The 26,327-nt window shown below is 63.5% G+C and carries 27 protein-coding genes and 1 pseudogene; 6 read left to right on the forward strand and 22 right to left on the reverse strand.

Going from position 1 to position 26,327, the window contains the following annotated elements; translation table 11 throughout:
- Window positions 1-96 precede the first annotated feature (96 nt).
- From WJ12_RS17785 to WJ12_RS17805, 5 genes are all read right to left on the reverse strand, one after another.
- A complete protein-coding gene (locus WJ12_RS17785) occupies window positions 97-846 on the reverse strand; it encodes an SDR family NAD(P)-dependent oxidoreductase (protein WP_034190476.1) in 750 nt (249 codons plus the stop codon).
- Window positions 847-932: 86 nt separating this feature from the next.
- Window positions 933-1,679, reverse strand: a complete 747-nt coding sequence (locus WJ12_RS17790) for an SDR family NAD(P)-dependent oxidoreductase (protein WP_059562228.1) — start codon at window positions 1,677-1,679, stop codon at window positions 933-935.
- A 124-nt stretch (window positions 1,680-1,803) separates the two neighbouring features.
- Window positions 1,804-2,793, reverse strand: coding sequence for a zinc-dependent alcohol dehydrogenase family protein (locus WJ12_RS17795; protein WP_059562154.1), 990 nt, complete (start codon window positions 2,791-2,793; stop codon window positions 1,804-1,806).
- A gap of 29 nt (window positions 2,794-2,822) precedes the next feature.
- On the reverse strand, window positions 2,823-4,169 hold the full coding sequence (locus WJ12_RS17800) for an LLM class flavin-dependent oxidoreductase (protein WP_059562156.1): 1,347 nt from the start codon (window positions 4,167-4,169) through the stop codon (window positions 2,823-2,825).
- A 56-nt stretch (window positions 4,170-4,225) separates the two neighbouring features.
- Complete coding sequence (locus tag WJ12_RS17805; protein WP_059562159.1) at window positions 4,226-5,062, reverse strand: alpha/beta fold hydrolase; 837 nt, start codon at window positions 5,060-5,062, stop codon at window positions 4,226-4,228.
- A gap of 180 nt (window positions 5,063-5,242) precedes the next feature.
- Between WJ12_RS17805 and WJ12_RS17810 the strand changes: the two genes are divergently transcribed.
- Window positions 5,243-6,142 (forward strand): LysR family transcriptional regulator, encoded by a 900-nt coding sequence (locus WJ12_RS17810; protein ID WP_049036458.1) that lies wholly within the window; start codon window positions 5,243-5,245, stop codon window positions 6,140-6,142.
- 479 nt (window positions 6,143-6,621) lie between these two features.
- The gene (locus tag WJ12_RS34945) at window positions 6,622-7,116 is read left to right on the forward strand and encodes a GNAT family N-acetyltransferase (protein WP_049036459.1); all 495 of its coding nucleotides are present in this window, start codon (window positions 6,622-6,624) and stop codon (window positions 7,114-7,116) included.
- A gap of 787 nt (window positions 7,117-7,903) precedes the next feature.
- On the opposite strand, the gene WJ12_RS17820 is transcribed toward WJ12_RS34945, so the two are convergent.
- The 3 genes and pseudogenes from WJ12_RS17820 to WJ12_RS37240 form a co-directional block, all read right to left on the reverse strand.
- Window positions 7,904-8,227, reverse strand: coding sequence for a ribonuclease E inhibitor RraB (locus WJ12_RS17820; RefSeq protein WP_197423895.1), 324 nt, complete (start codon window positions 8,225-8,227; stop codon window positions 7,904-7,906).
- Window positions 8,228-8,437: 210 nt separating this feature from the next.
- Entirely contained in the window at window positions 8,438-9,013 is a 576-nt protein-coding gene (locus WJ12_RS17825; RefSeq protein ID WP_059562167.1) for a chloramphenicol phosphotransferase CPT family protein, read from the reverse strand.
- 560 nt (window positions 9,014-9,573) lie between these two features.
- Window positions 9,574-9,681, reverse strand: a pseudogene (locus WJ12_RS37240) (integrase core domain-containing protein); the annotation flags it as partial.
- 63 nt (window positions 9,682-9,744) lie between these two features.
- On the opposite strand from WJ12_RS37240, the gene WJ12_RS17830 reads away from it, so the two are divergent.
- Both WJ12_RS17830 and WJ12_RS17835 read left to right on the forward strand, forming a co-directional pair.
- A complete protein-coding gene (locus WJ12_RS17830) occupies window positions 9,745-9,978 on the forward strand; it encodes a hypothetical protein (RefSeq protein WP_011549124.1) in 234 nt (77 codons plus the stop codon).
- Between the two features lie 217 nt (window positions 9,979-10,195).
- On the forward strand, window positions 10,196-10,627 hold the full coding sequence (locus tag WJ12_RS17835; protein WP_034190424.1) for a GNAT family N-acetyltransferase: 432 nt from the start codon (window positions 10,196-10,198) through the stop codon (window positions 10,625-10,627).
- 354 nt (window positions 10,628-10,981) lie between these two features.
- Here WJ12_RS17835 and WJ12_RS17840 read toward each other — a convergent pair whose 3' ends face one another.
- From WJ12_RS17840 to WJ12_RS17885, 10 genes are all read right to left on the reverse strand, one after another.
- Entirely contained in the window at window positions 10,982-11,713 is a 732-nt protein-coding gene (locus WJ12_RS17840; RefSeq protein ID WP_059562230.1) for a transporter substrate-binding domain-containing protein, read from the reverse strand.
- Window positions 11,714-12,055: 342 nt separating this feature from the next.
- On the reverse strand, window positions 12,056-12,586 hold the full coding sequence (locus WJ12_RS17845; RefSeq protein ID WP_049036658.1) for an OsmC family protein: 531 nt from the start codon (window positions 12,584-12,586) through the stop codon (window positions 12,056-12,058).
- Window positions 12,587-12,636: 50 nt separating this feature from the next.
- Window positions 12,637-13,707, reverse strand: coding sequence for a substrate-binding domain-containing protein (locus tag WJ12_RS17850; RefSeq protein ID WP_059562170.1), 1,071 nt, complete (start codon window positions 13,705-13,707; stop codon window positions 12,637-12,639).
- Window positions 13,708-13,873: 166 nt separating this feature from the next.
- Entirely contained in the window at window positions 13,874-14,929 is a 1,056-nt protein-coding gene (locus tag WJ12_RS17855) for an ABC transporter permease (RefSeq protein ID WP_059562173.1), read from the reverse strand.
- Complete coding sequence (locus tag WJ12_RS17860; RefSeq protein WP_059562176.1) at window positions 14,929-16,479, reverse strand: sugar ABC transporter ATP-binding protein; 1,551 nt, start codon at window positions 16,477-16,479, stop codon at window positions 14,929-14,931. Before WJ12_RS17860 ends, WJ12_RS17855 begins: the two co-directional genes overlap by 1 nt.
- A gap of 102 nt (window positions 16,480-16,581) precedes the next feature.
- A complete protein-coding gene (locus WJ12_RS17865; protein WP_059562179.1) occupies window positions 16,582-17,964 on the reverse strand; it encodes an LLM class flavin-dependent oxidoreductase in 1,383 nt (460 codons plus the stop codon).
- Window positions 17,965-17,990: 26 nt separating this feature from the next.
- Window positions 17,991-18,758, reverse strand: a complete 768-nt coding sequence (locus tag WJ12_RS17870) for an ABC transporter permease subunit (RefSeq protein WP_034190419.1) — start codon at window positions 18,756-18,758, stop codon at window positions 17,991-17,993.
- Window positions 18,755-19,489, reverse strand: a complete 735-nt coding sequence (locus WJ12_RS17875) for an ABC transporter permease (RefSeq protein ID WP_059562182.1) — start codon at window positions 19,487-19,489, stop codon at window positions 18,755-18,757. The genes WJ12_RS17870 and WJ12_RS17875 overlap by 4 nt, the downstream gene beginning before the upstream one ends.
- A 4-nt stretch (window positions 19,490-19,493) precedes the next feature.
- Window positions 19,494-20,297 (reverse strand): transporter substrate-binding domain-containing protein, encoded by an 804-nt coding sequence (locus WJ12_RS17880; protein WP_049036649.1) that lies wholly within the window; start codon window positions 20,295-20,297, stop codon window positions 19,494-19,496.
- Window positions 20,298-20,472: 175 nt separating this feature from the next.
- The gene (locus WJ12_RS17885) at window positions 20,473-21,780 is read right to left on the reverse strand and encodes an NtaA/DmoA family FMN-dependent monooxygenase (protein ID WP_059562185.1); all 1,308 of its coding nucleotides are present in this window, start codon (window positions 21,778-21,780) and stop codon (window positions 20,473-20,475) included.
- Between the two features lie 339 nt (window positions 21,781-22,119).
- Here WJ12_RS17885 and WJ12_RS36780 point away from each other — a divergent pair, with 339 nt between their 5' ends.
- Entirely contained in the window at window positions 22,120-22,317 is a 198-nt protein-coding gene (locus WJ12_RS36780; protein ID WP_082744785.1) for a hypothetical protein, read from the forward strand.
- 60 nt (window positions 22,318-22,377) lie between these two features.
- Here the strand turns inward: WJ12_RS36780 and WJ12_RS17890 are convergent, their stop codons facing one another.
- Window positions 22,378-23,379 (reverse strand): AraC family transcriptional regulator, encoded by a 1,002-nt coding sequence (locus tag WJ12_RS17890; protein WP_059562187.1) that lies wholly within the window; start codon window positions 23,377-23,379, stop codon window positions 22,378-22,380.
- Between the two features lie 58 nt (window positions 23,380-23,437).
- Here WJ12_RS17890 and WJ12_RS17895 point away from each other — a divergent pair, with 58 nt between their 5' ends.
- The gene (locus WJ12_RS17895) at window positions 23,438-24,493 is read left to right on the forward strand and encodes an SDR family oxidoreductase (protein WP_059562189.1); all 1,056 of its coding nucleotides are present in this window, start codon (window positions 23,438-23,440) and stop codon (window positions 24,491-24,493) included.
- A gap of 37 nt (window positions 24,494-24,530) precedes the next feature.
- Here WJ12_RS17895 and WJ12_RS17900 read toward each other — a convergent pair whose 3' ends face one another.
- From WJ12_RS17900 to WJ12_RS17910, 3 genes are all read right to left on the reverse strand, one after another.
- Window positions 24,531-24,992 carry a MarR family winged helix-turn-helix transcriptional regulator gene (locus tag WJ12_RS17900; RefSeq protein WP_034190413.1) on the reverse strand — a complete coding sequence of 154 codons (462 nt, stop codon included), beginning with the start codon at window positions 24,990-24,992 and terminating at the stop codon, window positions 24,531-24,533.
- A gap of 160 nt (window positions 24,993-25,152) precedes the next feature.
- Entirely contained in the window at window positions 25,153-25,866 is a 714-nt protein-coding gene (locus tag WJ12_RS17905; RefSeq protein ID WP_059562191.1) for an SDR family oxidoreductase, read from the reverse strand.
- 72 nt (window positions 25,867-25,938) lie between these two features.
- On the reverse strand, window positions 25,939-26,313 hold the full coding sequence (locus tag WJ12_RS17910; protein WP_027789306.1) for a hypothetical protein: 375 nt from the start codon (window positions 26,311-26,313) through the stop codon (window positions 25,939-25,941).
- Window positions 26,314-26,327 lie beyond the last annotated feature (14 nt).

A 26,327-nucleotide genomic window follows, 5' to 3' on the forward strand; every position in this document is an offset into this window, starting at 1 on the left:
CCATGACGTAATCCACGCGGTGGGAGGCTGCAACAACCGTGTCCGAACGTCTATGCAACAGATGAACGTGTCCATGGAAAGACCGGGCCGGAGCGGTTAAGCAGCAGTTCGTCCGCCGTTAACTCTCAGAACTTCTCCGGTCATGAAACTCGCTTTTTCCGACGCCACAAAAATGATTGCGTCCGCAATCTCTTCAGGCGTTCCCGCACGTTTAAGCGGCACGGTGGCGAGCATCGCGGCCTTGCTCGATTCGGAGCCCGTTATGCGGTCGAGCATTTCAGTCTGGATGGGCCCCGGAGCGACTGCATTGACTCGAATATTGAATGCGGCTGTCTCGAGCGCGGCGGATTTCGTCAGACCCTCGACCGCATGCTTGCTGGCGACATACAGTGCGTTCCTGGGGGCGCCGCGAATACCCATCGTCGACGATACATTGACGATGCTCCCGCCGCCCTGGGCTGCCATGGCGCGGATCTCGTGCTTGAGCGCCAGCCACGTGCCGAGCACATTCGTATCGAAAACGAAAGCGTATTGATCGACGTTCTGTTCAACTATCGGTGCCGGGTCGCCCTCGTAACCGGCGCTGTTCACCGCAATATCCAGGCGGCCAAAGCGGGAAATGACGCGGTCGACCAGGCCTTGGACCTGGTCCTCGAAGCGCACGTCTGCCTGCACAAATTCCACTTCGGCACCAGACGAACGCAGTTGGTCTGCGAGCTTCCTGCCCTCTTCGAGTCGACGGCCCGAGATGACCAGCCGAGCTTTCTCTTTCGCGAAGGCAATCGCGGTTGCGCGACCAATTCCAGAAAGCGCTCCCGTCACGAGTACTACGGGCGAATCATTCATTTTCCGACTCCTTTTGCAGTCCATAAAAATTCTTGGTTATCGGAGCCACGAAACGGCAAGCATTGCGTCACGTGGCTCGTATTGCGTTACGCGCTGTAGCCACCGTCGACAGGAATAATCGCGCCGGTAATGAAGCTCGCCGCAGGGCTGGCGACGAAGGCGACCACGGAGGCGATCTCTTCAGGCCGACCGAAGCGTCCGAGCGCAGTGGCGGCTGCCTGCGCCTCGGCAAAGGGACTGTTATCAGGATTCATCTCGGTATTCGTCGAACCGGTGCCGATAACATTCACGGTAATCCCCTTCGGGCCCAGATCCCGCGCGGCGCCTTTGCTGTAGCCCTCGATCGCGCGCTTCGTTGCGCTGTAGTCAGCAAGGCCGGGCCATGTCGATCGCCAGGCGAGCGCCGACGAAATCGAGATAATCCTGCCGCCGCTCGCCATCACCCGCGAGGCTTCTCGAATAGCGGTTACCACGGCTTCGTAATTGATCTTCTGTTGTCGCTCGAAGCCCGATGTATCGGTGGTCTCGGCCACCGTGCCCGTCACGAACACGGCGGCGTTATTGACAAGGATGTCGATCCGGCCGAACCGTTCGACAACTTCCGCAATCAATGCCTTGACCGCTGTTGCGTCCGCCTGGTCGGACTTCAGGGCAATCGCCTTGCCACCGGACGCTTCGATCGTTGCAATGACCTCTCCGGCTGCGATCTCGCTGCTGGAATAACTCAGCGCGACGGTGGCGCCTTCCGCAGCGAGCTGGATGGCGGTTGCGGCGCCGATACCGCGCGAGCCGCCGGTCACAAGAGCAATCTTTCCTTGAAGTGTACTTGCCATGATTTTGTCCATTAAGTAGAGGATGAGTCGCGGGCACCTGGATCGCCCGGATGTTTTTCATAACGCCAGAACTACAAGTTGAAACTTCGTCGAGCGGAAGTTCGCTACAAGTGGCTACCGCAAGCTACAGCGTGACGACGATCCTGCCGATGTGCCGGTTCTTCTCCAGCTCGCGATGCGCGTCGACGATTTGTTCGAACCGGAAGTACTTCGAGATGGTTGCCGTCAGCTTGCCCGCTTCGAGATTGTCGTAAACGAATCGGGCAACCTTGGCCTGACGGGCCGGGGTGGTCGTAATCGAGAACAGGTTATAACCTCGGATCACGACCTCCTTTGCGAGCGCGCGGAGCATGGGAAGCGGCGTCACTTCGTCGCTTAACGCGCCATAGATCATGACGGTGCCACCCGGCGCCAGGGCGTCGATCAGCTTGGGGAAAGCGGGACCGCCGACCGGATCGAACGCGACAGTCGCACCCGCACCGCCGGTTATCCGTTCGACCTCGCCCACCAGGTCCTGGTCGTCGGTGACGACGACATGGTCCGCGCCCGCCATGCCGATTTGCGCGGCCTTTTCCCTGGTGCGCGTCGTTGCGATGACCTTCGCGCCCGCAAGCTTCGCAACCTGGATCGCACCGATGCCCACGCTGCTCGAACCGGCAGTGATGATCACGGTATCCTTGTCCGTGACGATGCCGCTTTCGATAAATGCGCCCCATGGAGTGATGAAGGGATTCCAGATCGAAACCGCTTCTTCGAACGAAATGGACGATGGCTTCTTCACTGCCGCACTTGCTGGCGCCAGCACATGATCGCCGTACAGGCCGTAGTCGTTCATCGAGAAGGCCGGCATGGTGGAAACCTCATCGCCCACCGCGAGGTGCGTGACGTTTTCTCCCACGGCCTCCACGACGCCCGCGGACTCATAGCCCAGCCGGCCGGGGAGATTGACCGGTTCAACATAGACGCCCGTGCGCCACATCGATTCCGCACGGTTCAATCCGATCGCCCTGACGGCAATGCGAATCTCATCCGGCCCTGGTTCCGGCAATGCGACTTCCTCGATCTTCAGAACATCGGGGGCGCCATATTCGGCAAAGGTGACGATGCGTGCCATGGAGAAATCCTTTATCGAAAAATGAAAGATCAGACAACCGCGCCGGGCTCGTACGGAAAGAAGCGGTTGGACGGCCGCGAAAGGCCGAGATGCTCCCTTAGTGTTCGCCCTTCATATTCGCGTCTGAACAGACCGCGCCGCTGAAGCTCCGGAACGAGCTTGTCGACCACTTCGTCGAGGCCGCCGGGAATCCACGGAAACATGACGTTGAAGCCATCGGAGGCCTCTGTCTCCAGCCACTCCTGCATCTCGTCGGCGATCGACGTCGCGGTGCCGACGAACGTGAAGCCCGAATAACTGCCGGCGGCTTGCGCGAGTGCCCGGATCGTCAGACCTTTCTCCCGGGCGAGATTGACCATGCGCTCGCGCTGCGAACGACCGGCTTCCGTCTCCGGGATCTCCGGCAGTGGCCCATCGGGGTCATGGCCGGAAACGTCGAATCCCAGCATCGAGTTCAGGGAGCCGATACCACTGTCGTAGTGGACGAGACTGTCGAGCGTCGCGCGTCGCTCGAGCGCCTCATCCATGCTGTCGGCTACGACGACAAAAGCACCGGGCAGGTAACGCAGCATGTCGGGTGTGCGCCCGATCGCAGCCATGCGCGCACGAACATCGGCATTGAAGCTGCGTGCGGCCTCCATCGTCGGCGGAGCGCCGAAAACGACCTCCGCGGTTTCCGCCGCGAGCTGACGGCCTGCCGGCGACGCCCCGGCCTGAACAATCACGGGCCAGCCCTGCGGAGGCCGTGCGATGTTGAGCGGGCCGCGTACTGTCAGTAACGGGCCTTCGTGACCAATCGCATGAATGCGTGCCGGATCGACGAAGACCCCACTCTCCGTGTCCCTGACGAAGGCGTCATCAGCGAAGCTGTCCCACAGACCGGTGACGACATCCACGAACTCGCGTGCAAGCTCGTAGCGCTCGTCATGATCCATCTGGGCCTCGTAGCCGAAGTTCAGGGCCGCGTCGGGGTTCGCCGTCGTCACCACGTTCCAGCCGGCCCGGCCACCGCTGATGTGGTCGAGCGACGCGAACCGCCTGGCGATGTGATACGGCGCATCGAAGGTTGTCGAGGCTGTGGCGATCAGCCCGATCCGCTCGGTAACCGCCGACAGCGCCGAGAGCAGCGTGAAAGGTTCGAATGACGTCACCGTGTGGCTCCTCATGAGCGCCGCGATCGGCATATTCAATAACGCCAGATGGTCGGCCATGAAGAAGGCATCGAACTTCGCCTCTTCCAGTCGCCGGATCGAGCGCCGCATCTGGTCGAGGCTGAAATTCGCCTGCGGGTCGGCGCCCGGATAGCGCCACGCGCCCGTGTGGATGGCTGCGGGGCGCATGAATGCACCGAGGTGGAGTGGGCGATGACGAGCCATCTGTCGCTCCGTCGCGTCAGGTGCCGCTGGCCCGATTGACGGGTCAGCGGCTGGTTTCAGGCGTCGAGGAACGTCGTCGCATTGGCGACGAACGTGTCCGGATACTGATAGATCGACCCGTGATTGGAATCCGGATAGACGATCAGCTGCGCGTTCGGCAGATGCTGCTGGAGCGTGAACGAATGCCTCGTCGGAATAATGACGTCGTTGCTGCCCTGGACGACCAGCACGGGCTGCCGGATCGATTTCAGATACGCCAGCGCGCTATCGTTCGGCACATGCCACTTGCCGATCGCCTCGCCTTGGGCGGCAATGGTTTGCGCGCTCACTTGCGGATCGCGATCCTGACGACGCAGCTTGCGCTCGAGAAAGGCAAGGCCGGCCTTCTGGCTGGCTTCGGAAGGCCCGAAATGGACAGCAAGCCACAGATGTTCGGGCGGGTCATAGCTGCCGGCGAAGATTTCCGCGGAGCGGCTTTCCGACATGTCCTGCGAACGATGCCCGGTGCCGACGAGGATGATCTTGCGGACAAGGTCACCGCCCTGCAGCGCGATCTCCTGCGCAACGAAGCCCCCAATCGAAATGCCGAGTACGTCGACCTGAGTCAGGCCCAGCGCGCGAATGAACGCAATCGCATTGGCCCCCATTTCCTGGAAACTCGTCGGCGTGTCGCCCGAGGAGCTGGAGACGCCAGCATTATTGAAAAGGATCACTTCGCGATCCTTGGCAAAACCGTCGGTCACTGCCGGATCCCAGTGATCCAGGGTGCCGGTGTAGTGCTGATTGAAGACGAGCGGCAAGCCGCCCGGCTTGCCGAACCGGCGGTAGGCGAAGCGGATGCCGTTGGCCTCGACGAACTGCGTCGGTGCTGTATCGTGACTGATGCTGTTCATGGTTCAATCCTCTGTTCACCGACGCGCTCACCAGGGTGGTGGCAGCCTGCCGGAATTGACGGTTTCTTGCTGCGTTGGAGTCAATATAGAGGTCGGGCACGCCGTGCACTAGCCGTGAAACCCGGTTATGATCTATCCGGAAATTGCATAGATAGAACGTCAGGCGCCACGAGGAATACGATGGACATCAACGCGTTGCGGATTTTCTGCCGGGTGGCTCGACTGCAAAGTTTCTCGGCCGCCGCGCGGGAGCTGTCGATCTCGCAATCGCAAGCCTCGCGAGCTGTCGCCGATATCGAGGCCGAGTTGGGCACGCTTTTATTGGCCCGGACCACACGCGCCGTGATTCCGACCGAGGCGGGTGCCGACTATCTCATTCGCGTCGAGGGGGTGCTCGATCAGCTTGACGATGCAGGACAAAGCGTCCGGCAGGACGAGCTTCGTGGAACGCTTCGCGTTGGGATGCCGACGAGTGCCGGCGTGCGGGAAATCATTCCCCGACTTCCCCGTTTTACTGAACGTCATCCGCTGCTACGGATCGAGATCGTGCTCGACGACCGTCGCCAGGACCTTGTCCGGGACGCAGTCGATGTCGCCATCCGTATCGGAACCCTCCCGGACTCGAACGCGACGGCGCGTCTGCTCACGAGCTACGCACGACTGATCGTCGCCTCCCCTGCATATCTCGCCCGATGCGGCACGCCCGTTTCGCCGGACGCGCTCGTCGGTCACCGGATCGTCTATGGGCCCGCGGCCACCGTCAGTACCGCCTGGACATTTACGCAAAAGGAGATAACCACCAACGTGCCGATAGAACCCAACCTGTCGTTCAGCGACAACGAGGGCGCAGTTGCAGCTGCGAAGGCTGGCTTGGGTATTACTTCGATAGGATATTGGGCGTGCCGCAGGGAGCTGGAGGAAGGATCACTCGTGCCGATCCTCACCGACTGGTCGATGGTCGGCACCAAGGTGCACGCCTATTTCCCCCTCGGCCGTGCGACCCGGACGGCGGCCCGTGCCTTCATCAATTTCTTGCTGGAAGAATTTAGCGAAGGCGTCGACGTGACACGCGTCGGATGATGTCGCTGCATCTCCGTCATGCGTATGCCGCGTGTCGATACGTGAAGGGTTGGGTTACCGCTCGTCGAAGAGCACAGCGGCCCGGAAACGTTCAGACGTCAATGCTCCCCGGCGCGAGGCGCGGCCGCATGAAGGTTCACGAGCAAAAATAGAGCATCGCCTGGCGCTTCGTCAGGTTCCGTTTATCTTCTGATTACTGGACGGCGCCCAAGTTTTAGTCAGCTCGCGGCTCAAACCTCGGCGGCACATGAGACATCGATACCCCGGTTATCTCGTGGCCAACGAAAACACGCTCGATTTCCATGACAATCTCCTTTCACGCAAAGGGAGATTGAGTGTGCGCCTCTACCGGCGGCCGCTATCCGACCCGGAAGCGACCTTCAACTTCCCATGAAGCGGATGCTAGCGCCATGTTGTGCTGCGTGTGTTCATGGGTAAATCGACTTAGAATTGCGCCTCACACTTCGAACAAGCGCCAGATGGTCACAGTCCGCCCTCTCAGCATCGATTCGGATAGCGATTACGCGAATGTATCGCGCGTCTTTATCGAAGCCGCCTCTTATACTCAACTGGTAGAAGGACGGTCGCCCTCCAAAGAAGATGTTGATGATTTCTTCCACGGCAAGCCTGCAGGTAAAGATGGGGGAGATAAATCAGTCTTCGGGTTTTACGTCGGGCCAGACATGGTTGGCTGTGCCGACGTGATTCGCGCATATCCAACTGACGACTGCATCTGGATCGGACTGCTGTTATTTTCCGATGCGTACCGGAGTCGTGGTTACGGAAAGACCGCGTTAGCGTTGCTCGATGCCCTGGCGCGTGAGTGGGGCTTCCGCAGGGCGCAACTCGCGGCCGTTTCGACGAATCCGCGTGCGTTCGCATTTTGGCAGCGCGAGGGATTTGAGGAAATCCGACGGACGACCAATCCGCGATTTCTCGGAGAGTTGATCGTCATGGAGCGCCCCATTCGGTAGCTGCGTCGAATGGCTCAAACGGGTGGCGGTTTGAGGCAGTGCAGGCGGAAATTAGCTGCCGAACAACGACTATTGAGCGAGGGCTGACGTGGCCTTGGTTAGCCAAAGTGGAGGCGGCCTCGACCGGCCGCTCCTGGCCGAACTCAGCCGGTCGCTGCCTCCGACGCGCGACGGGCGACTTCCGACCCACAAGGGACATTCCGATTTCTCCGAAGCGGACGTCTACCGAGGTTTATTGGGACTTAGGGGAAGACGATCACTTAATTGGTGCTAGGGTTATCCTTTCTACTCCGAGGATTCCGCAGCGCAATAAAGAGACCAACTCCGAGGACGATACCGAACATCCAACTTAGCATGTGTAACGCATTGGCGGCCCGTAAGAGATATGAGACACGGGCCACGCCAAACATTCCACCAATCGCCAATACTATTATCAGTATCCGTATTGTCCACCATAGCGGGGACCGACTGAACCAACTCTCATCCCTGTGCGTCCCAACAAAAAAGATGGTGGTCAGGCTCACAAAAATAGTGGAGAACCATACCCAACACCAGAAAAATGCTAGCAATATAGAATCACCAGGAGCATACATCTGGGCCCTCGCTTATCTGCGGCTCAGCGCCTATTAGAAAATCCGCCGAGCGTTGTGGTATTCACTTCGTAGTCGGTTGCGATTGTAATCGCCACAGTTTATAACGCACAGATTGTTGACGCTAATCTACCAGGTGCCATTGACCGTCCCTTCCTGACCGGATTGCGTCGGCGGCAATACGTCTAGAAATTTTGTCAGTTGCGTTTTTGAGCGACGCACCCCCACCCATCGTAGGTCAGCCCAAAAAACGCAGAGATACACGTCATGAATCCCGACACAGCTAAAATATTGTGCTGGAGAACTGGCATATGGATGAAGACTAGGACGCGAAATTGGTCGTCAACTTGTTGCACCGAAGCGCGGCCGTACTGGTAGTCGTTAATGAAGCCCGAAACGATCGATGCCTTCTCGGCGGACGGTGCAATCAGGCAAAAATCGACTTCGCGAGGCATGCCAAAGTCGTCTCCCTGTGCATCCATTACACGCAATTGATCAACGTCAGCAACCGCAGTTTCCATCAAGGTCTCAATAACTGACACGGCTTTCCCCTCTTTTTGTATTGTTGAAGATTGGCAATGACGGCCATGATCGAGCGCTTACTGTCGATTTGCATATCGTGGATTTCACCATGCTACCTGCGGTGAACGTCGGGAGAGATGTTGTTCGTTGTCGATGATCTACGATCTGACACCGAATGTCCCTTCTTGGCCGAAACCTATCCATCCGGGTTACTGGAAAAACCGCTGGTGCATCTTCGTGAATGCAGCAGGTGTCGGTCGGGTTTGTAACCACTTCAGGACCTGCTGACCGCATTCGACACCGTTCGAAGATGATGTGTCGACAACGTAATCGTAGTGTCGGTTAGCGTGAATCGAGTGAAACTGAGACTCGGCCAGTCCGATCTTACGATCGCCACGGGCCTGTTCGCGCTCGATTAGAACTTCAAGCGCACAAGAAACGCCGATAATAAGTACCGGTAGCTCGACCAGGTCTTCAAGCATGTAGCGCCACGAATCGGACGAGAGAACATGATCGACGATCACGGCCTGACCGTGTCTGAAAAAAGTGGCGGCCGTGGCATTGATCGCCCGACACAGGGCTGCCACGCGAATCTCTACCAACGGCTTCTCGACGTCCCAATAGTCGGCAGGCTCCATGCTTCGGAATACATCAAGCTCAACGTGCAAAGGATGCTCGTCCAGGTTCTCGCACAGATATCTGGACAATGTGCTTTTGCCCGAGCTGCTCGGACCGTTGAGTACGACGATGCCCCCCGGGGAGCGCAGCGTTTCTCTAATCGGCATTTAGGAACCTGTCGACGGCCTGCGAACGCAGGAAGCCAGTCAATTGTCGTCCAAGTGACGCACGGTGTCGAACGTCCGTTTGTGGCCGGGAGCAGGCGGACGCAGTTGACCCCGAATGTCCCGCAACACCGCTTTTCCAGCATAGATGACCGAGCTTGAGACAGAGAGCGTCCTGTCTGAAGTCAGCGCTTCGACCGGCCGCGCGGTGGGCCGGGAATCGGTCCAGAAATCAGGACGTTACCACCGGAACCCTTGCTCCACTACGCGAATTGACAAATTTAATGCGGACGTAGGCGAGTTGACGGCATTATTTTGATGCGACCGTCAATAAAGTCGTCAATTCGCGGGACGGAGGCCTTGATCCATGAGAATTCTGGAGTGACGGAATTATTTTGCTCTACGCCAAAGCGGTCGTTCAAAACCTCTGGTTCGTCGGGGTGTTAGTGGCTCCGTGGTCAGCACACGTCTTGCGACCCGATCATGCCACCCGGTCGCAAGACGTTGCTCAGAGCGTCACTTCGACGCAAGGCGGCGCTGACCTGAGGCGGGATTTTGTAGCCACGCTCGATGAGTATCTTGGCCTCGGCGCGACTGCGGAACCATTCCCGATTAAATCGCTTCTCGCGCAGCGTGCCGTTGGAACCTTCAACGGAGTCGTTCTGCCAAGGGCGGCAAGAACGAACACAGCGTGTACGATCTGGTCTTCAAGAAAACCATCCAAGGAGAGTGGAATGAATCCGGAACAGGCCCGAGCCGAAGAAACCCAGGCGATGGAGCGCATGGTGGCCGCCACGCTGCGCGTGCAGAGCACGTTCGCCTCGATGCAGAAGCAATTTCCGCCGCAAGGCAGCGGCGAGCCTTCGCCGTTCGCGCTGCAAACCTTCGATGCCGCCCTGCAGGAACTTGAAGACGCACAGGCCGCGTTCGATGCGCTGCTGAACGATCTGATCGACGGTAACCGCTAAAAGCTACGCCCTTACCTGCACCGATTGTCGACGATCTAAAAAGCTGTGTCGAACGGCCGTTCGTGGCCGAACGTGGCCGGCCGACGCCTTGTGATACGCGACCGGCGGAGATCGACCCACAACAGTCCTTCGTCTTTCTCGCTAGCGGATATCGGGCTGTGAGATAAGGCGGATTTGTGTGTAAGAATTCACATCCTTTAAACCCGGGTCACACGCCATGAGTCAGAGTCGCCGCACCAATGTCAACGTTCGACGGCTTACCCCGGCAGAATGGGCGCAAGCCTTTCCAGTCATTTCCCAATTGCGCTCACTGGACGAAGCGGAGTTCTTGAAGCGAGTGCAGCGGCAATCGCATTCTGGTTTCGAGCTCGTGGGAGCGTTCGAGAACGGCGAGCTTCTCGGCGTCATGGGGATGAGGCCGGTCCACACGCTGGCGCGCGGAGCACATCTGCACATCGATGATCTTGTCGTAACTGCCAAAGCTCGGGGAAGCGGTACAGGTCACGCGTTGATGGCATATGCAGAAGCCGACGCACGGGCTCGCGACATGAGTGCCGTGTTTCTCGACGCGAGACCAGAGGCTGTTTCCTTCTATGAGCGTCAGAACTTTGTGCTTCACACCGCACCGTCGATGAAAAAAGTGCTCTAGTCGAGCGACGAGACGCAGGAATGCCGAACCCGGGCCTCCGACCGCCGCAGTCGGTCGTCGTTCGTCCCGCGTCGTCGAACTTCCGCAAACGATCCGCTCGAAACCCGCCCCCCAGCGAAACAACACGCGCCGATTGTCAACAATCTGGCTGCTCGTGCCGAACGGCCGCTTGTGGCGCCGGCTGCAGCCCATCATGACCGATTGAATCCGCAACCCGAAGCAGCCATGCGGTTTCCTCCCGGACAGCCATTCAATTCGATCGGTTCGAGATCGATTGTTGGACGGGCGCCCGAAAATTGACGGCAATCCATCAAGCTCTTCCGACTGGCGATTATCGGTTGACACCCGCCATGCTCACCACTCGAGAGCGGGGTCGATCTCGTTGGACGACAAGCCGAATACCGCCATTCTGGCCCGATGGTCCGGTGAACCCAAATAAGAACGGAGTTGCCGGTTTACCGCATTGCGCAACTCGCTGTTTTGCGGGTCGAACGAGAATGCGCCGAGTGGGGGCCTCTGTTGTTTGCCATTCGCTTCCGGCTCGTGCGGCACGGCCTCAAGCGCTGAGGCTCCAATCCGATCCGCAACAATGCGATTTCCCAGCGCCGTACTCGCGTACGCGTCGATCGTGCCGGAGAGAACCGCATCAATCGCGTCGGCTTGTTGCGCGAAGACGGCTATCTGGTCATCGCTTATGCCCGCCTCTTTTGCCGAGTCGTGCTGAACCTGTCCGGCAATGATGCCAAGGCGGGCGTCGGAGCGTTTGGCGAGTGACGTGTAGTTGTTGAGGCCCTTCGGGTTACCGGCCCGAACCAGAAAGCCGTCGCCGATCCCCCATACAGGTTCGCTGAATGCGACCGATCTGGCGCGTTCAGGCGTAATGAAGAGCGGAACGTTCATATCCCAGCGTCCAGTTGCAACGCCGGGCAGCAGTTCACTGAATGTCGTCAGGCGATGCTCGATCCGCGTGACGCCAATCGCCCGAAGAACGACACCGGCCAGTTCAATATCGGCACCCGAAGCAGTTCCTCCGGGTTCCGTCCATCCGAAAGGGGGTTCGTCAATGTACGCAATCGTTACCTTCATCGCCATGTCTCGCGAAATGGGACGGCCACCGCATCTGGCGCCGATTGGTCATGATTCTACCCATACACACGGATGTTCGTTCCTGAGCGGAATCCATCAGTAAAAGCCAAGCCAATACTGCCCGACAGTCCTCCCAGGTGGGTCGGATTGCGACGCTTCTCCTTAACGATTCGCATACCGAATCGTATATGGATCATGCCTCGACGGTTGCGTATCGAACGCCGACACACCGACTCGATCCGCACCATGTTTGCCGCGCCCGGCACGACGAAACGCGAAACCACAATGAAACCCGCATGTGAATGCCGCGAAGCTGCATGAACGAATCGTCAGTCCGGCGCGTCAACCTTGCGTATGCCTCAATTCGCCGCCGATATCTTGCGGCAGCCTCAGCAAGTTGAAGATCGGACAGACCGCCTCGACCGCCTGGTGCAACGCGCGAATGGCTTCGGGCGGCTCGGGCGACACGATGTCGAGCGTATAGCGGATGTTGTGCGGGAATACCGGAACATGCTCGAACCCCGGCTGCTGTGCGAGCGGATGCTGGTCGCCGGTGACCTCGACCGCGATCGAGTCGACCTTCAGGCCACGCTCCGCGGCCTGAATCAACGTGATATGCGTGAGGCAACTGCCGAGCACGCCAAGCTGCAGCTCCGGCGATGCGGGCCCGAGGTTATAGCCCGCGAAGTCCGGCGGACTGTCGCTGATCACCTGGAAGTCGCGAATCCGGATCTCGCGCACGCCGCTGCGACCGAGCGCGCGCACGGTCGCCTTCAGCGGCGTCGCCTTGAATTCGGGATCGTTGCGGGCCGCCTGCTGCTTCGCGTGCCACGCATCGCGCTTTTGTACGAGATAGTCGTTGAGAGTCGTCATGGTCGAATCATGGGTAGATTGCGCGGATCGCTCGCTGCATTCGCACGCGATCAGTCGACCGCCGGAATCCATGCGGCAGTCGCCGCGTCGCTTGCCCGGAATGCGGGGAACTTCACGCCGAGCTCGGCCACGGTGCGAATGTCGTTTTTCACGAGATCGTCGCGCGTGATCAGCGTCGGCTTGACCGCGATGCGCGCGCCCGGGTTCTGGCCGGCGACCAGCAGTGCGGCCGCGCGCACCGACACGGCGCCGACGACCGCGGGATTGGTCGCGGCCGTCGCGACCCACGCGCTGTTGGGCGCACGAATCGCCTCGATGTCGGCCGTCGAGATGTCGGCACTGTAGATGCGGATCTTCGACGACAGCTTCGCTTCGTCCGCGGCGAGCTTCGCGCCGCGCGCGAACTCGTCGTAAGGCGCAAAGACGACGCGGATATCCGGATTCGCTCGGTACGCCGCGGCCGCCTGATTCGCGACCGATTGCGCGATCGGCGTGTCGACGGTGCCCCAGCGCGCCTTCTCCTGCACCTTCGGGTGCGCGCGCTTGAAGTCGCGCCACGCGGCGTCGCGGCGGTCGAGCGGCGCAAAACCGGCAACGTAGACGTACCCGGCCGAAAACGCGTCGCCGTTGTCCTTGACGGCCTGCCCGAGCAGCAGGTTCGCGAGGTCGCGATCGTTCTGCTCGATCTGCGGCACCTTCGGGTTGCCGAGATCGACGTCGAACGCAACGACCTTGATGCCCTTGTCCAGCGCACGCTGCACGACGTCCTTCAGCGACTCCGGCAGGCCGTGATTGACGATGATCGCGGACACCCCGACGCTGATCGCCTGCTGGATCTGCTCGCGCTGCTCGGCCGCATCCTGCCGGCCCTCGTAGATGCGCAGGTCGATGCCGAGCGCACGCGCCTGCTTCTGCGCGCCGGCCTCGTACGCCTGGAAGAAGTCGCCGGTGGACAGATAGTTGACCAGCGCGATCTTCACGCCGCCCTTGTCGAACGGCGCGGGCGCCCCCTTGAGCGGACCGGCCTGCACGGCGGGTACGCCCAGCGCAGTCGCGAAACACAGCACGAGCGCACCGATCTTCAGATCGACGCGCGATTTCCGGCGAAGCAACGAGCGCATGGCGAGCCTGTCTCCACATTGGACAATATCGGCTCAATCTATCAGCGCCGCATGCAAACTCAAACCGAGCGATTCGAAAATGGATATCACTTCGGATGGCAAACCGTTACCGTTCCGCGAGCCGGCCGATCCATGCGAGCCGCTGCGACGCATGACGGCACGTGCGTCACGCGCGCGCATCCGTCCGACGCCCGATGCCGAACGTGAACGCCAGCGCGAGCACGAGCAGCGCCCCCTTGATGAAATCCTGCATGTAGTACGGGGCATTCAGCATCGTCAGCCCGTTGAGCAGCACACCGACGAATACCGCGCCGACGACGGTCCCGAACACGTTGGGCCGCTTCGCGCCCCATACCGCGTAGCCGATCAGCGCGGCGGCCACCGCATCGAGCAGTAGCGAGTGGCCGGCGCTCACGTCGCCTCGACCGACCCGCGCGGCGATCAATACGCCGCCCAGCGACGCGATCGCACCCGATACGACATACGCGGCCACGCGGTAGCGCGCGGCGGGCGCACCGGCAAGCCGCGCGGCCGTTTCGTTGCCGCCGATCGCATGGATCACGCGGCCCCATCGGGTCGCCTCCATCGCGACACATGCGACTGCCGTGATAGCGACGAGCAGCAGCACCGGCAACGGCACCACGTCGAACACGCGCAACCGGCCGAGCGCGAGAAACGCGTCGGGGAACACGCCGGTTGCATCCGTACCGTCGGGCAGCACCGAGCCGGTCGCGAGCGAACGGCCACCGGTCGGAATCAATTGCAGGCCGGCCATCAGGAACAAGGTGCCGAGCGTCGCGAGCTGGTCGGGCACGCGCAGGCGCGTGATCAACACGCCGTTGAACCACCCGGCGGCCATGCCGAGCGTCACGCAGGCGATGACCGCCGCCAGCGTGCTGCCGTGCCACACGACCAGCACATAGCTGGCGGCCATCTGCGCGGTCGCGGCCACGCTGCCGACCGACAGGTCGAAACCGCCGGCCGCGAGCGTGATCGTCACGCCGACGCCGAGCAACGCGACGATCGACACCGACTGCAGGATACTGAACAGATTGTCGACGTTCAGGAACGCGGGTTCCCTGAGCGCGAAGCCGATCACCAGCAGGACCAGCACGAGCAGGATGCCGGTGCGCTCGAGAGCGTCGCGGATGCGGGCCGGCGCGGCGCGCGGCCGTTCGACGGGTGCGGCATCGTGCTCGGTGGAAGAAGTCACGGTTTTCATCAGGGGGCGCTCAGGGTGGAGGATGTCGAAGGCAGGTCATCGAGCGTCGCGCGATCGAACCGCACGATACGGTCGGCGATCTCGGCAGCTTCTTCCACATCGCTGACGAACACGATCGTCGCACGGGCATGCGCGTGACGCCGCAGCGTATCGACGATATCGGCCCGCGCGCCGGCATCGATGCCCTGAAACGGCTCGTCGAGCAGCAACAGCCGCGCGGGTTCGGCATGCCAGCGTGCGAGCACGACCTTCTGCTGATTGCCGCCCGACAGGCGGACCACGCGATCGTCCGGGCCGGTGCAGCGGATGCCGAACCGTGCGATCGCCTCCGCGGCGGCCGCGCGTTCACGCGCCCTGCCCACCGGGCCGCGCGCGAACCAGCGCGCCAGAAACGGAAAACCGATCGTGCCCGCGATCGACGCGAACGGCACGCTGTCGGGAAACAGCGACGTGCGCCAACGGTCCTCGCCGGCCAGGAAGACGCCGGCGCGAATCGCATCGGCCGGCGAACGCGGGCGCCACGGGCGGCCGTCGAGCGTCATGTCGCCGGACACCGCCCGCGCGGCGCCGAAGATCGTGTTGGCAAGACGCGACTTGCCGCCGCCGACCGGGCCCGCGATCGCGACGATCTCGCCGTGCCGGACATCGAGGTCGAACGGCGTGCTGGCCGGCGTCAGCCGAATACGCCGCATGCTGAACGCGGCGTCCGACTCGCGCGCCGCGGCGCGGGCCGGTGCCGGCTCACGCGTTTTCGGCAACGGCCGTCCGATCATCGTTTCCACCGCCGCATCGAAATCGACGGGCGCGGGCAGATCCGCGACGATCCGGCCATCGCGGACGATCGCCACGCGGTCGGCCATGCGGCGCAAATCGCCGAGCCGATGCGACACCAGCAGGATCGCCACGCCATCGCGGCGCAACGCGTCCAGCAGCGCGAAGAGCCGCTCGGCCTCCGGTGCGGACAAGCTGGCGGTCGGCTCGTCGAGTATCAGCAGCGACGGCTGTCCGCCAAGCGCGCGCGCCAGCGTCACACGCTGCTGATCCGCCAGCGACAGCGACGCCAGCGGCGCGGCCAGGTCGACGTCGAGCCCGACCCGCTCGGCGAGCGGTCGCGCCGCGGCACGCCGTGCGGCCGGCGTCGCACGCCACGGTGACGCCCGATCGCACAGCCGGTCGAGCAGCAGGTTGTCGGCGATCGACAGCGTCGGCACGACCGCGTCGACGACCGACTGGTGGACGGTCGCGACACCAAGCCGCTTGGCGGCGTGCGGCGACGCCGGTCGATACGGTTCGCCGCGCAGTGTCAGCGTGCCGCCGTCCGGGCGCAGCGCGCCGCTCAGGATCTTGACGAAGGTCGACTTGCCCGCGCCGTTCGCGCCCATCAGCGCGACGACTTCGCCCGCGTCGATCGACAGATTCAACGCCGACAGCGCGACGGTCGCGTCGAAACGCTTCGCGATGCCAGCCGCGCGCAGGACCGGCGGCGACGCCGATCGATGTGATCGACTTTCGCGCGTCGCACCGGCAATCCCGTTCGCCGTCGCATTCATGCCGGATACCCCTGTCGGGCACGGCGTGGTTGAAACCGGAACAGCACGTCGTGATTCACGTCACGTACCTCCCCTGGTAGCAGCTCGGTATCGCCCGGCTCGTCACCGTTCGTCGGATGCGGATTGCCGGAACGACGCGCCATGCGCGGTGTCCGGCAGACGGTCGCGGCCGCTCAGCCGCGAGCGGAAGGTACCGGCCGGCGAAGTCGTCCGGTACAGGCCGCGCTTTTTCAGTTCGGGCACGATCAGTTCGGCGAAATCGTCCAGCGTGCCCGGGCTGATCAGCGGATTGAGCATGTAGCCGCTCGTGGTCGACTGCCGTGCATGCTCGGCGAGCTGATCCGCGACTTCGTCCGGCGCGCCGACGAGGATCAGGTCGGTGCCGCGCGTGACGCTCGCGAACTTGCGCCGCACGTCGCCGGCCGTGAGCGGCTTGCCGCCGCCGTCGGGCCGCACGACGTAGGACGTGAGCCCTTCCGTGCGCGTCGTCAGCGGTTCGTCGTCCGCGTAGCGGTCGATGTCGATACCGGTGTCGCCCGCATAGCTGACGAGTTGTGCGTGCTGATGGTAGTGCTGCTGCAGCGTGTGGTATTTCTCCTTCGCGTCGCTCGACGAGCGCGCGGTCACGATCCGCAGCACGGTCAGCGACTTCACGTCGTCCGCCGCCCGGCCGCGTTCGACCGCCAGCCGGCGAATCTCGTCGAGGCCGGCGCGGATCTCGTGCGGATTCGACTTCGCGACGAATACCACCTCCGCGTGCTTCGCCGCGAACTCGCGCCCGCGCCCGGACCAGCCGGCCTGGATCAGCACGGGCGAGCGCTGCGGCGACGGCGCACAGACGTGCGGCCCCTGCACGCGATAGTGCGTGCCCTCGTGCGCGATCGGCCGCACGCGGTCGCCACGCGCATAGCGCGGCGCATGCTTGTCGGCCACGACCGCGTCGTCCGCCCAGCTCCCTTCCCACAATTTGTACACGACGTCGAGAAATTCCTCCGCGCGCGCGTAGCGTTCGTCGTGGCCGACCATCCGGTCGAGCCCGAAGTTGCGCGCCGCACTCGTCAGGTAGGACGTCACGATGTTCCAGCCGATCCGGCCGTTGCTCAGATGATCGAGCGTGCTGAAGCGGCGCGCGAGCGCGAACGGATGCTCGTAGGTCGTGCTCGCCGTCACGCCGAACGCGAGCCGCTCGGTCTGCGCGACAAGTGCCGGAATCAGCATCATCGGATCGTTCGCGGGCGCCTCGACCGCCCATCGCAGTGCCGCGTCGGCCGACCCGCCGTAGACGTCGTACAGACCGAGCACGTCCGCGAAGAACAGCATGTCGAGATCGGCCTGCTCGGCCGTGCGTGCGAGATCCGACCAGAACGCGAGCGTATTCGCGCGCAGCCGTTCGTCGGCCGGATGGGTCCACAGGCTCGGCGCGCCGCCGCAGCCGACGCTGGCTTGTTCGTACAGGGAAAACAGCAAGGGGCGAGGATCGGACATCGTGGGGTTCGTTACCAGGGCAGGAATCAGTTGGGTGCCGCCCACGCGTTGGGCGACGCGCGGCGACGGCGTGCAGGCACGCGAGCGTGGGGGGCGCGCGCCAGATGGCGATTGACATGCCTCTCGAGACGAGAGGCCGGAATGGTGAGGAGCGCGACCAGCACGACATAGACGACGGCCGCGCCGGCCAGCGGCTCGTAGACGCGCAACGTCTCGAAGCGCAGCGTATTGGCCGTTCCCATCACGTCGAACACCGTCACGGTCGACGCGAGGACGGTCGATTTCAGCAGCAGGATCGCCTCGCCGATGAGCGCGGGCAGCGCGAGCCGCCACGCGCGCGGGCCGACGATGCGGCGCAGCACCTGCACGCGCGTCATGCCGTATGCGTACCCGGCTTCGATCTCGCCGGCCGGCACGCCGGCGATCGCGCCGCGCAGAATCGTCGCGACATACGCGCTCTCGTTCACGCTCAACGCGACGATTGCGTACCAGAACGCGTCGCGCAGCAGCGGCGATGCCCAGCTGTCGCGCATCCATTCGCGCGGGACGATCTGCCCGAATCCGTAGTACAGCAAATACAGCTGAACGAGCAGCGGCGTGCCGCGAACGAGCATGATCCAGCCGCGCGCGGACCAGCGCAGCGGCGCATGGCGCGCACCGGCGGCGAGCGCGAGCGGCACGCCGAGCAGCACGCTGGCCGTGCCCGACAGCAGCGTCAACGCGAGCGTCGTCGGCACCGCGGCGAGCAGCTTCGGCATCACCGTATCGAACAGGAACGGCAGCGAGAAGATCATGCGGTCGCGCGCCTCGTGCCACGGTTCGCGTGCCGCTCGAGCACCGCGAAGATGCCCGTCGACGCGATGCTCAGCAGCAGGAACAACGCGGCCGTGACGAGATAGAAGAATACGTAGTGACGGGTCGCGCCGGCCGCGAGCTGGCTCGCCTTCAGCAAGTCCGTGAACGAGCCGAGCACGCTGATGAACGACGCGTCCTTGGTCGCGTTCAGCCACACGTTGCCGACGCCCGGCAATGCGAGCCGCGCGGCGGCCGGCAGCCGGATGCGCGTGAACGTCTGCCATGGCGTCATCCCGTATGCATGCGCGGCTTCGATCTCCCCGATCGGCACGTTGACGAGCGCCGCGCGGAAAATGTCGGTCAGATACGCGCCCTGGATGAAACCGAGCGACAGCGCAGCAACGAGGAACGGCGGGAACGCGAAGCCGTCGGGCACCAGGCCGCCGCGGTGCAGCGCGACCTCGACGGCAGGCGCGAGCGCATAGAACGCGAGCAGCAGGCACAACAGCTCGGGCAGCGCACGCACCAGCGTCGTGTAGAGCCGCGCGAGCCATGCGAGCGGCGCGTGGCGCGACAGCTTGCCGAGCGCGCCGGCGATGCCGAGCAGCACGCCGGTGCAGAACGACGCCGCCGCGACGCCGAACGTCAGCGCGAACGCGCCCGCGAACACGTGGCCATATCCACCGTCGTCGAATGCAAGCAGCGCGAGCAGCGAGTCGTCCGCGGCCATCGGGTCAGCGGCCCTTCTCGATCGTGCCCTTCAGGTTCGGATAGCGGGCGGTGATCGCATCCCACGTACCGTCCTGCTGCAGCTGCGCGATCGCGGTCGACAGCTTGCCGCGCAGCGCATCGCCGCGGCGCACGCCCGCGCCGACCCCGAGGCCCAGCAGCGGATTGTCCGCGCAGGTCGCCTTGACCTCGAAGTCCTTGCCGTCGCGCGACGCGAGGAAGGCCGTGAACAGCCCCTTGCCTTCCTGCACGTAGTCGACACGGCCGGACACCAGATCCGCGAGCGCGTTGTCGAACTTGTCGAATGCCTTGATCTGCGCGTCCTGCTTGAAGCGGGCATCGAGGAACGCCGAGAAGTTCGTGCCGGCCTCGACACCGATCACGCTGCCCTTGACGCTCGCGGGCACCGCGCAGTCGACGCGGCGCCGGTCGCTTTTCGCGCCGACGAACACCGTCGGCGATTCGTAATAGGCACGGCTGAAATCGATCGCTTTCTGCCGCTCGCCGGTGATCGTCATCGACGACCAGATCACGTCGATCTTGCGGTTCTGCAGTGCCGGAATCAGGCCGTCCCACGCAATGTCGGTGAGCTCGCACCGCACGTTCAGTTTGCCGCACGCGGCATCGAGCACGTCGATTTCCCAGCCCTTCCACTTGCCGCCCGCGTCCTTCGAAAAGAACGGCGGATACGACTCGGCGTCGATGCCGACGCGCAACGTCGGCTGGGCCGCATGGGAAGCCGGCACGAGGCCGAGCACGAACAGCGCGGCCGCGGCACGGCGGACCCTGGAACGCATCAAACGATTCATGTGGCGAATTTCTGAAATAACGTCGGAACGACCGGCGTCGCAGCCGGCAGGAGGCGAGACTGTAATGCGTGCCGAAGCGTGTACCAAATGGTTATTTTTTCGATGAATATCTGATCGCGCGATATGGCGGAACGGCGCACCGCCGAACGCGACGCACGGTGCATCGTTCGCCCGCTCACGCCTCCGCTGTTTCGCGCCGCTGCGCCGGCAGCTCCAGATTCGCGCGGAAATCGCCGCCCACGTAGTCGGTATCGAGCAGGCCGCGACGCCGCAATTCGGGCAGCAGGCCGTTGAGCAGCAGGTCTTCCTGGTCCGGCTGGCCGAGCCCGTGCAGCGACAGCACGTCGACGAGCCCCTCGCGATAGCGCGCCTCGATCGCATCGGCGAGCTGCTCGGGCGTACCGGCGACGAACCAGTGGCCGGTCTCCTGTGCGCGGATGATCAGTTCGCGCAGCGTCAGCCGCTGGCGCGCATAGGCGACGAAGATGGCGACACGCCCTCGCCGGCGATGGACGCTGTCGATAGCAGGCAGCAACGCCGCCGGCAGCGGCTGATCGAGCGGCAGGTCGCGCAAGTCGACACTGCCGCCGAGCATGTCGGCGAGCTTCAGCCTGCCTTGTTCGTAATCGATGCGCTCATGCTTGTCGCGCAATCGTCGCGCGACGTCGGCATCGGACTCGCCGATCACCGAATGAAACGAGTTCATCACGAGCGGCGGCCGGTCGCCGCGACCGAAGGCGGCGGCCTGCCGGCGCAGCTCGGCGACGAACGCGCGCGCATCGTCGTGCGTCGGCTGAGACGTGTAGACGACCTCCGCGTACCTCGCGCCGAGCGATACGCCGCTGGCCGACTGCCCGGCCTGAAACAGCACCGGCCGGCGCTGCGGCGACGGCGGCACGTTCAGCGGCCCCCGCACCTGGAAGTGCTCGCCGTGGTAGTCGATCGCACCGAGCTTGCGCGGGTCGACCGAGAGGCCGCCGCCCTGCGCGCGCCGCGTCGCACGCGGATCGTTCGCATCGAACAGCGCGTTGACGACTTCGACGAATTCGGCCGCACGGGCGTAACGCCGTTCGGGGTCGGGCAACGCCGCGTCGCCGAAATTCTCCTCGCCGACCGACGACGTGACCGCATTCCACGCGGCCCGCCCGCCGCTGACGTGATCGAGCGTGCCGATCAGCCGCGCGAGGTTGTACGGATGGTGATACGTGGTCGACACCGTCGCGACGAGCCCGATCGACGAGGTCGCCTGGCTCAATGCCGCCAGCGCGACGATCGGCTCCTGGCTGCCCGTGGTGCCGGCCAGGCCAGCCGCGTCGGCCTGCAGCAGGTCGGCGGTAAAGAGGCCGGTGATCTTCTCGGCTTCCGCCTTGCGTGCGAGCGACGCCGCGCGGCGCACACCGTGCACGACGTCCGGGTCGCCGGGCGCGTACAGCACGCTCGCCGCACCGACGAGCGTCTTCAGTCGTCTGCGCGCGCCGCTCATGACGCGGCTCCGTTCGTCGCGCCATGGCGTGCGCTGCGCGTCGCGTATCGTTCGCGTGGATCGTTCATCTGCATTCCTCGTGATTCCGTTCGATCGGTGGCAGCATGCCGGCATCGCGACGGCGAGCACGCGCGCGCCGGGCCGTCCTGCATGCGCCGGGAACGCGCCGCGGGGGGCGCAACCACTGACCATAACGCAAGCGCCCGGGGCGGCAGGAACGAATATTTTCGGCTTTCGATATTCTTCTTGATTGTTTGACCGTGCGAACGGCGCCGCAAAATAATTCGGCATGCAAAACCCGTTGATCAGGCCGCCTCGACCCGCGCCGATCGCCTCATCATGACGTTCGACGCCATCCGCTCCCACTCCGATTTGTCTGCGCTACCGTTCCGCTTGAGCGTGCTCGACAAGAGCCCGGTAGCATCGGGGGACACGCCCGCCGACGCGCTGGCGCACCCGTACACCGCGTCGCTGCTCGATGCGCTGCCGGCGCTGCCTGGCGTGCATGCCGCGGCGCCGCCCGCCGTGCCGGCATGAACCTCGACCGTTCTCATTGAAGCGCCGCCATGAGACGGCGGCAGTGCCGAACCGGCAGCGTCAGCTTTCCCCGCGAACGCCGCCGCGTTCACTGCCGATGTTTTCGGCAGCCGTTCGAGCGATATGACGATAGGCCGTCGGCGCATGTCCGGACATGCGCTTGAACGCGTTACTGAATGCGCTTTCGGACGAATAGCCGAGCGACTGCGCAAGCAGGGCGACCGGGATGCTCTCGTCGCGCAAACGGCGTTCCGCAACCCGCATGCGCCACTGGCCGAGATAGGTCAGCGGCGCGACGCCAGCGCTCGCCCTGAAGTGCGCAGCGAACGTGGTTCGTGACATCGCGCACGCGGCGGCAAGCTCGTCCAGATGCCACGCGCGTGCGGGATCACCGTGCATCAATCGCAGTGCCGGTGCGATGCGTGGGTTGCTCAACGCACGCAACCATCCCGCCAACGGCGCGGACGCGTTCAGATGGGCGCGCAGTATCTGAATGAAAAGCAGTTGCGAGAGCTGGGCCGATACGAGCTGCGCGCCGGGCAGATCGGCCGCACGCTCTTCCACGAGTTGCTCGAGAAGCCAGCGCACCCTCACTGCCTGCGGCGATGCGGCCGGTACGTGAATCCAGGGCGGCAGTACGTCCGACAGCAAGTTGCCGGTTACCGGATCGAGCAGGACGTGTCCTCCGATGTGGGCGAAATCATCGCCGTTGCCCAGTTTCGCCGACGACTTGCCGGCGCCCGAGAACAACGCCATCGCATCGACGGGTGGAACGCCAGGATCACTGGCGAGGACAAAGGATCGTTTTGCCGTCAGCAGACCGACATCACCGCTTTCAAAGCGGATCGGCGTTTCCTCTTCGTCGATGCAAACCCAGCACGTGCCCTTCACCACCGCAAAGAATTTGATCTTGTCGGGTGCCGGAAAGCGAATGGCCCAGGCGCCGCCGGCCGAGAAGCCTCCCGTTGCCAGCGATTCGGCGTTCGCGAGTCTCAGGATGTCGGAGAAGGGATCGTCGCTCATCATCGTACTGTCGCGCAAGTAAATCGCACTATAAAGCATTAACAAGCGGCAGACCGGCCCTTAACCTTCCGGTTCTTCATCCCTGACATTCAACGACATGAACAGCAATACCAGCCTCGAATCGGTTCTCGTAACGGGCGGCACCGGCTTCATTGCACAACACTGCATCCTGGCGCTGCTGCATCGCGGCTATCAGGTACGAACCACCGTCCGCTCGCTCGCGCGCGAAACGCAGGTGCGCGCCCAGCTCGAAAGAGGCGGCGCGGAACCCGGAGATCGTCTGTCATTCGTCGAGGCGGATCTCCTCGCCGACGACGGCTGGCAACGGGCAACCGCCGGCTGCGCCTACGTCGTGCATGGCGCGTCGCCCACGCCCACCGGCACGCAGACGAGTGAAGACGATTGGGTCAAGCCCGCCGTGGCAGGCACGCTGCGCGTGCTGCGTGCGGCGCGGGACGCGGGTGTCCGGCGCGTCGTGCTGACCTCCGCTTTCGGTGCGATTTGCGCCGGACACGGGCCAATGAACCGCCCCTTCGACGAAACCGACTGGAGCAACCTGACGGCCGCCGATGTCTGGCCTTATCAGAAGTCGAAGACGTTGTCGGAACGCGCGGCATGGGACTTCATCGCGCGAGAAGGGCACGGCATGCAACTGTCCGCGATCAACCCGGTGACGGTTGTCGGGCCCGTGCTCGGCGACGACTATTCGCACTCCATCCGCCTGATCAGGGGCATGCTGAACGGCCAGCCCGGCAATCCGCGCATCAATTCCGGTTTCGTCGACGCGCGCGACGTCGCCGACCTGCATGTGCGGGCGATGACCCACGACGCCGCGAACGGAGAGCGCTTCATTGCCATTGCCGGCGAAAGCATGTGGCTCGCCGAAGTCGCGCAGGTGCTCAAGACGCGCATGGGCGATGCCGCGCGCCATGTGTCCACCCGGGTGCTGCCCGACTGGCTGGTGCGCATCGGCGCGCTCAGGGATCCGGCGCTGCGAGGATCGCTGCCGCTGCTCGGCCGCAACCTGAACGCCACCAGCCAGAAGGCCATCGGCTTGCTCGGCTGGTCGCCCCGCCCGCGCGAGGACGCCATTGTCGCCACGGCCGAAAGCCTCGTGCGCCTCGGACTGCTGCGCGATGCAGGCCAGCGATAACGACAGCGGATTTCATCGCCCTTCGTCGAATGACTGCTCAGTCTTGCGACGAGCGCATCGACACGTCGCCGATCTGCACGCCTCTCAACCCTTCTCGCAACGCCGTCACATTGGCCACACCGTTCAGTTGCTCGAACTCCCGTTGCGCTTCCTGCCAGAGTGGGGAGGCTCTTTCGTGCAGGCGCCGTCCCTCCTCGGTGAGTTCGACGAGGCGGCTGCGGCCGTCGGTGGGCGACGGCTTGATCGTGACGAAGCCGTCGCGCTCCAGGAAGCCAACCATCTTCCCCATCGCCGTTCGTTCGATATCGAGCCGTTCGGCAAGGGCGTTGACCGGCGTACTTCCCACTTCGCGCAGGGCGGCCAGCGTGAGGAATTGCGTGATGCGCAAGCCCGAGGGCTCGAGATGACTATCGTAGAGTCGGGAGATCTGCCTGCTCGCCTTCCTTACGGTGAAGCAGTTGCATTGATCGATGCCAAGCGGCTGGTTGACGGGCAACATCGGGTGCACTCCTGATTTCGGTTCCTTGCGCGAGCGCGACGCACACGTCGCGCAAGGGTATGGTCGTATCCATCGATGATAGCCGGGAGCGACAACGCTGGCGCACGATCCGCGCACCTCGTGTCTCGCCGCCAAATCCGGCCCGTGTCGACCGCGGTGTTCAAAGCCCTGCCGGCGGCGTGATGTAGCCGGGTATCTCGGCCGCGAGCGTGCTCTTCAGCGCCGCGGTCCCCTCGTCGGCCATGACCTCGCTCTTGCCGGCGGCGAGCGCGTCGTAGGTCCGTCGTACGACGTCACCGGGACTGGCTTTGGGCACGTCGATGCCGTTGGTCAGATCGGTATCCACGAACCCGACGTGCAGGCCGAGAACCTGGATGCCGCGCTCGCGCAGGTGAAAGCGAAGCTGGTTCGTGTAGCTCCAGGCGGCGGCTTTCGACGCGGCATACGGCGTCAGATAGGGCCGAGGGAGCCACACGATATCGGAGAGCACGTTGATGATCGCGGCATTCGGCTGGGCCGCGAGGATCTGTTCGAAGGCCTGTGTGACACGCACCACGCCGTAGTAGTTGGTATCGAACAAGCGGGCGGACTGCGCTTGCATGTCGGCCGCCAAAGGCCCGTCGATCAGCGCGGCGATGCCCGCGTTGTTGATCAGCAGCGTCGTGTCGGCCGCCCGTTTCGCGGCCTCGGCGATCGACGCCGGATCCGTGACATCGATCCTGACCGGCACGATGCCCGGCTCGTCGAAACCGCTCGTGTTGCGCATACCGGCGTACACTTTCGCCGCCCCGCGCCGCAGCGCCTCGCGTGCAAAAGCGAGGCCCAGGCCGCGATTGGCGCCGGTGATGAAGACGGTGGCGTTCTTGATATCCATGACAAGCTCCTGTTTCAAAAGCCGCGTGCCGGGGGCGTGTCGACGCCCGCCACGAGCACGCGGGTGCCTGGTTCAGAGAAAGACGTGTTCCGGCAACTGTTTCGAAAGCGACTCCCGCAGATGGGTCGCGAGAGTCAGTACGGCGCCAAGCGGGCTCATTCGCACGCTGACTCGCGGCACCGAGCCGTCGGCGTTGCGATCGACGACCACGACCGCGCTCAGCGTCTCGCCGCTCGTCAGTACGGCCTCGTATTCGAGAAAGAGCCGCGAGCCGACGGCCTGAACGAACGTGGGCGTCTGCGAGACGTAAAAGGTCCCGACGGCGTCGACGGCGAGCCGGATTTCGTCGCGCCCGGTCACGGGCGTGCGCAACACCGAGCTGACCAGTTCGGCATCGGCCGTCAGATCATCGAGAAACGGGTGACGATCAGGCTGAATGGGTGACATGTTCAAACCCCTCG

The organism is Burkholderia seminalis (assembly GCF_001718535.1).
Lineage (GTDB): Bacteria > Pseudomonadota > Gammaproteobacteria > Burkholderiales > Burkholderiaceae > Burkholderia > Burkholderia seminalis.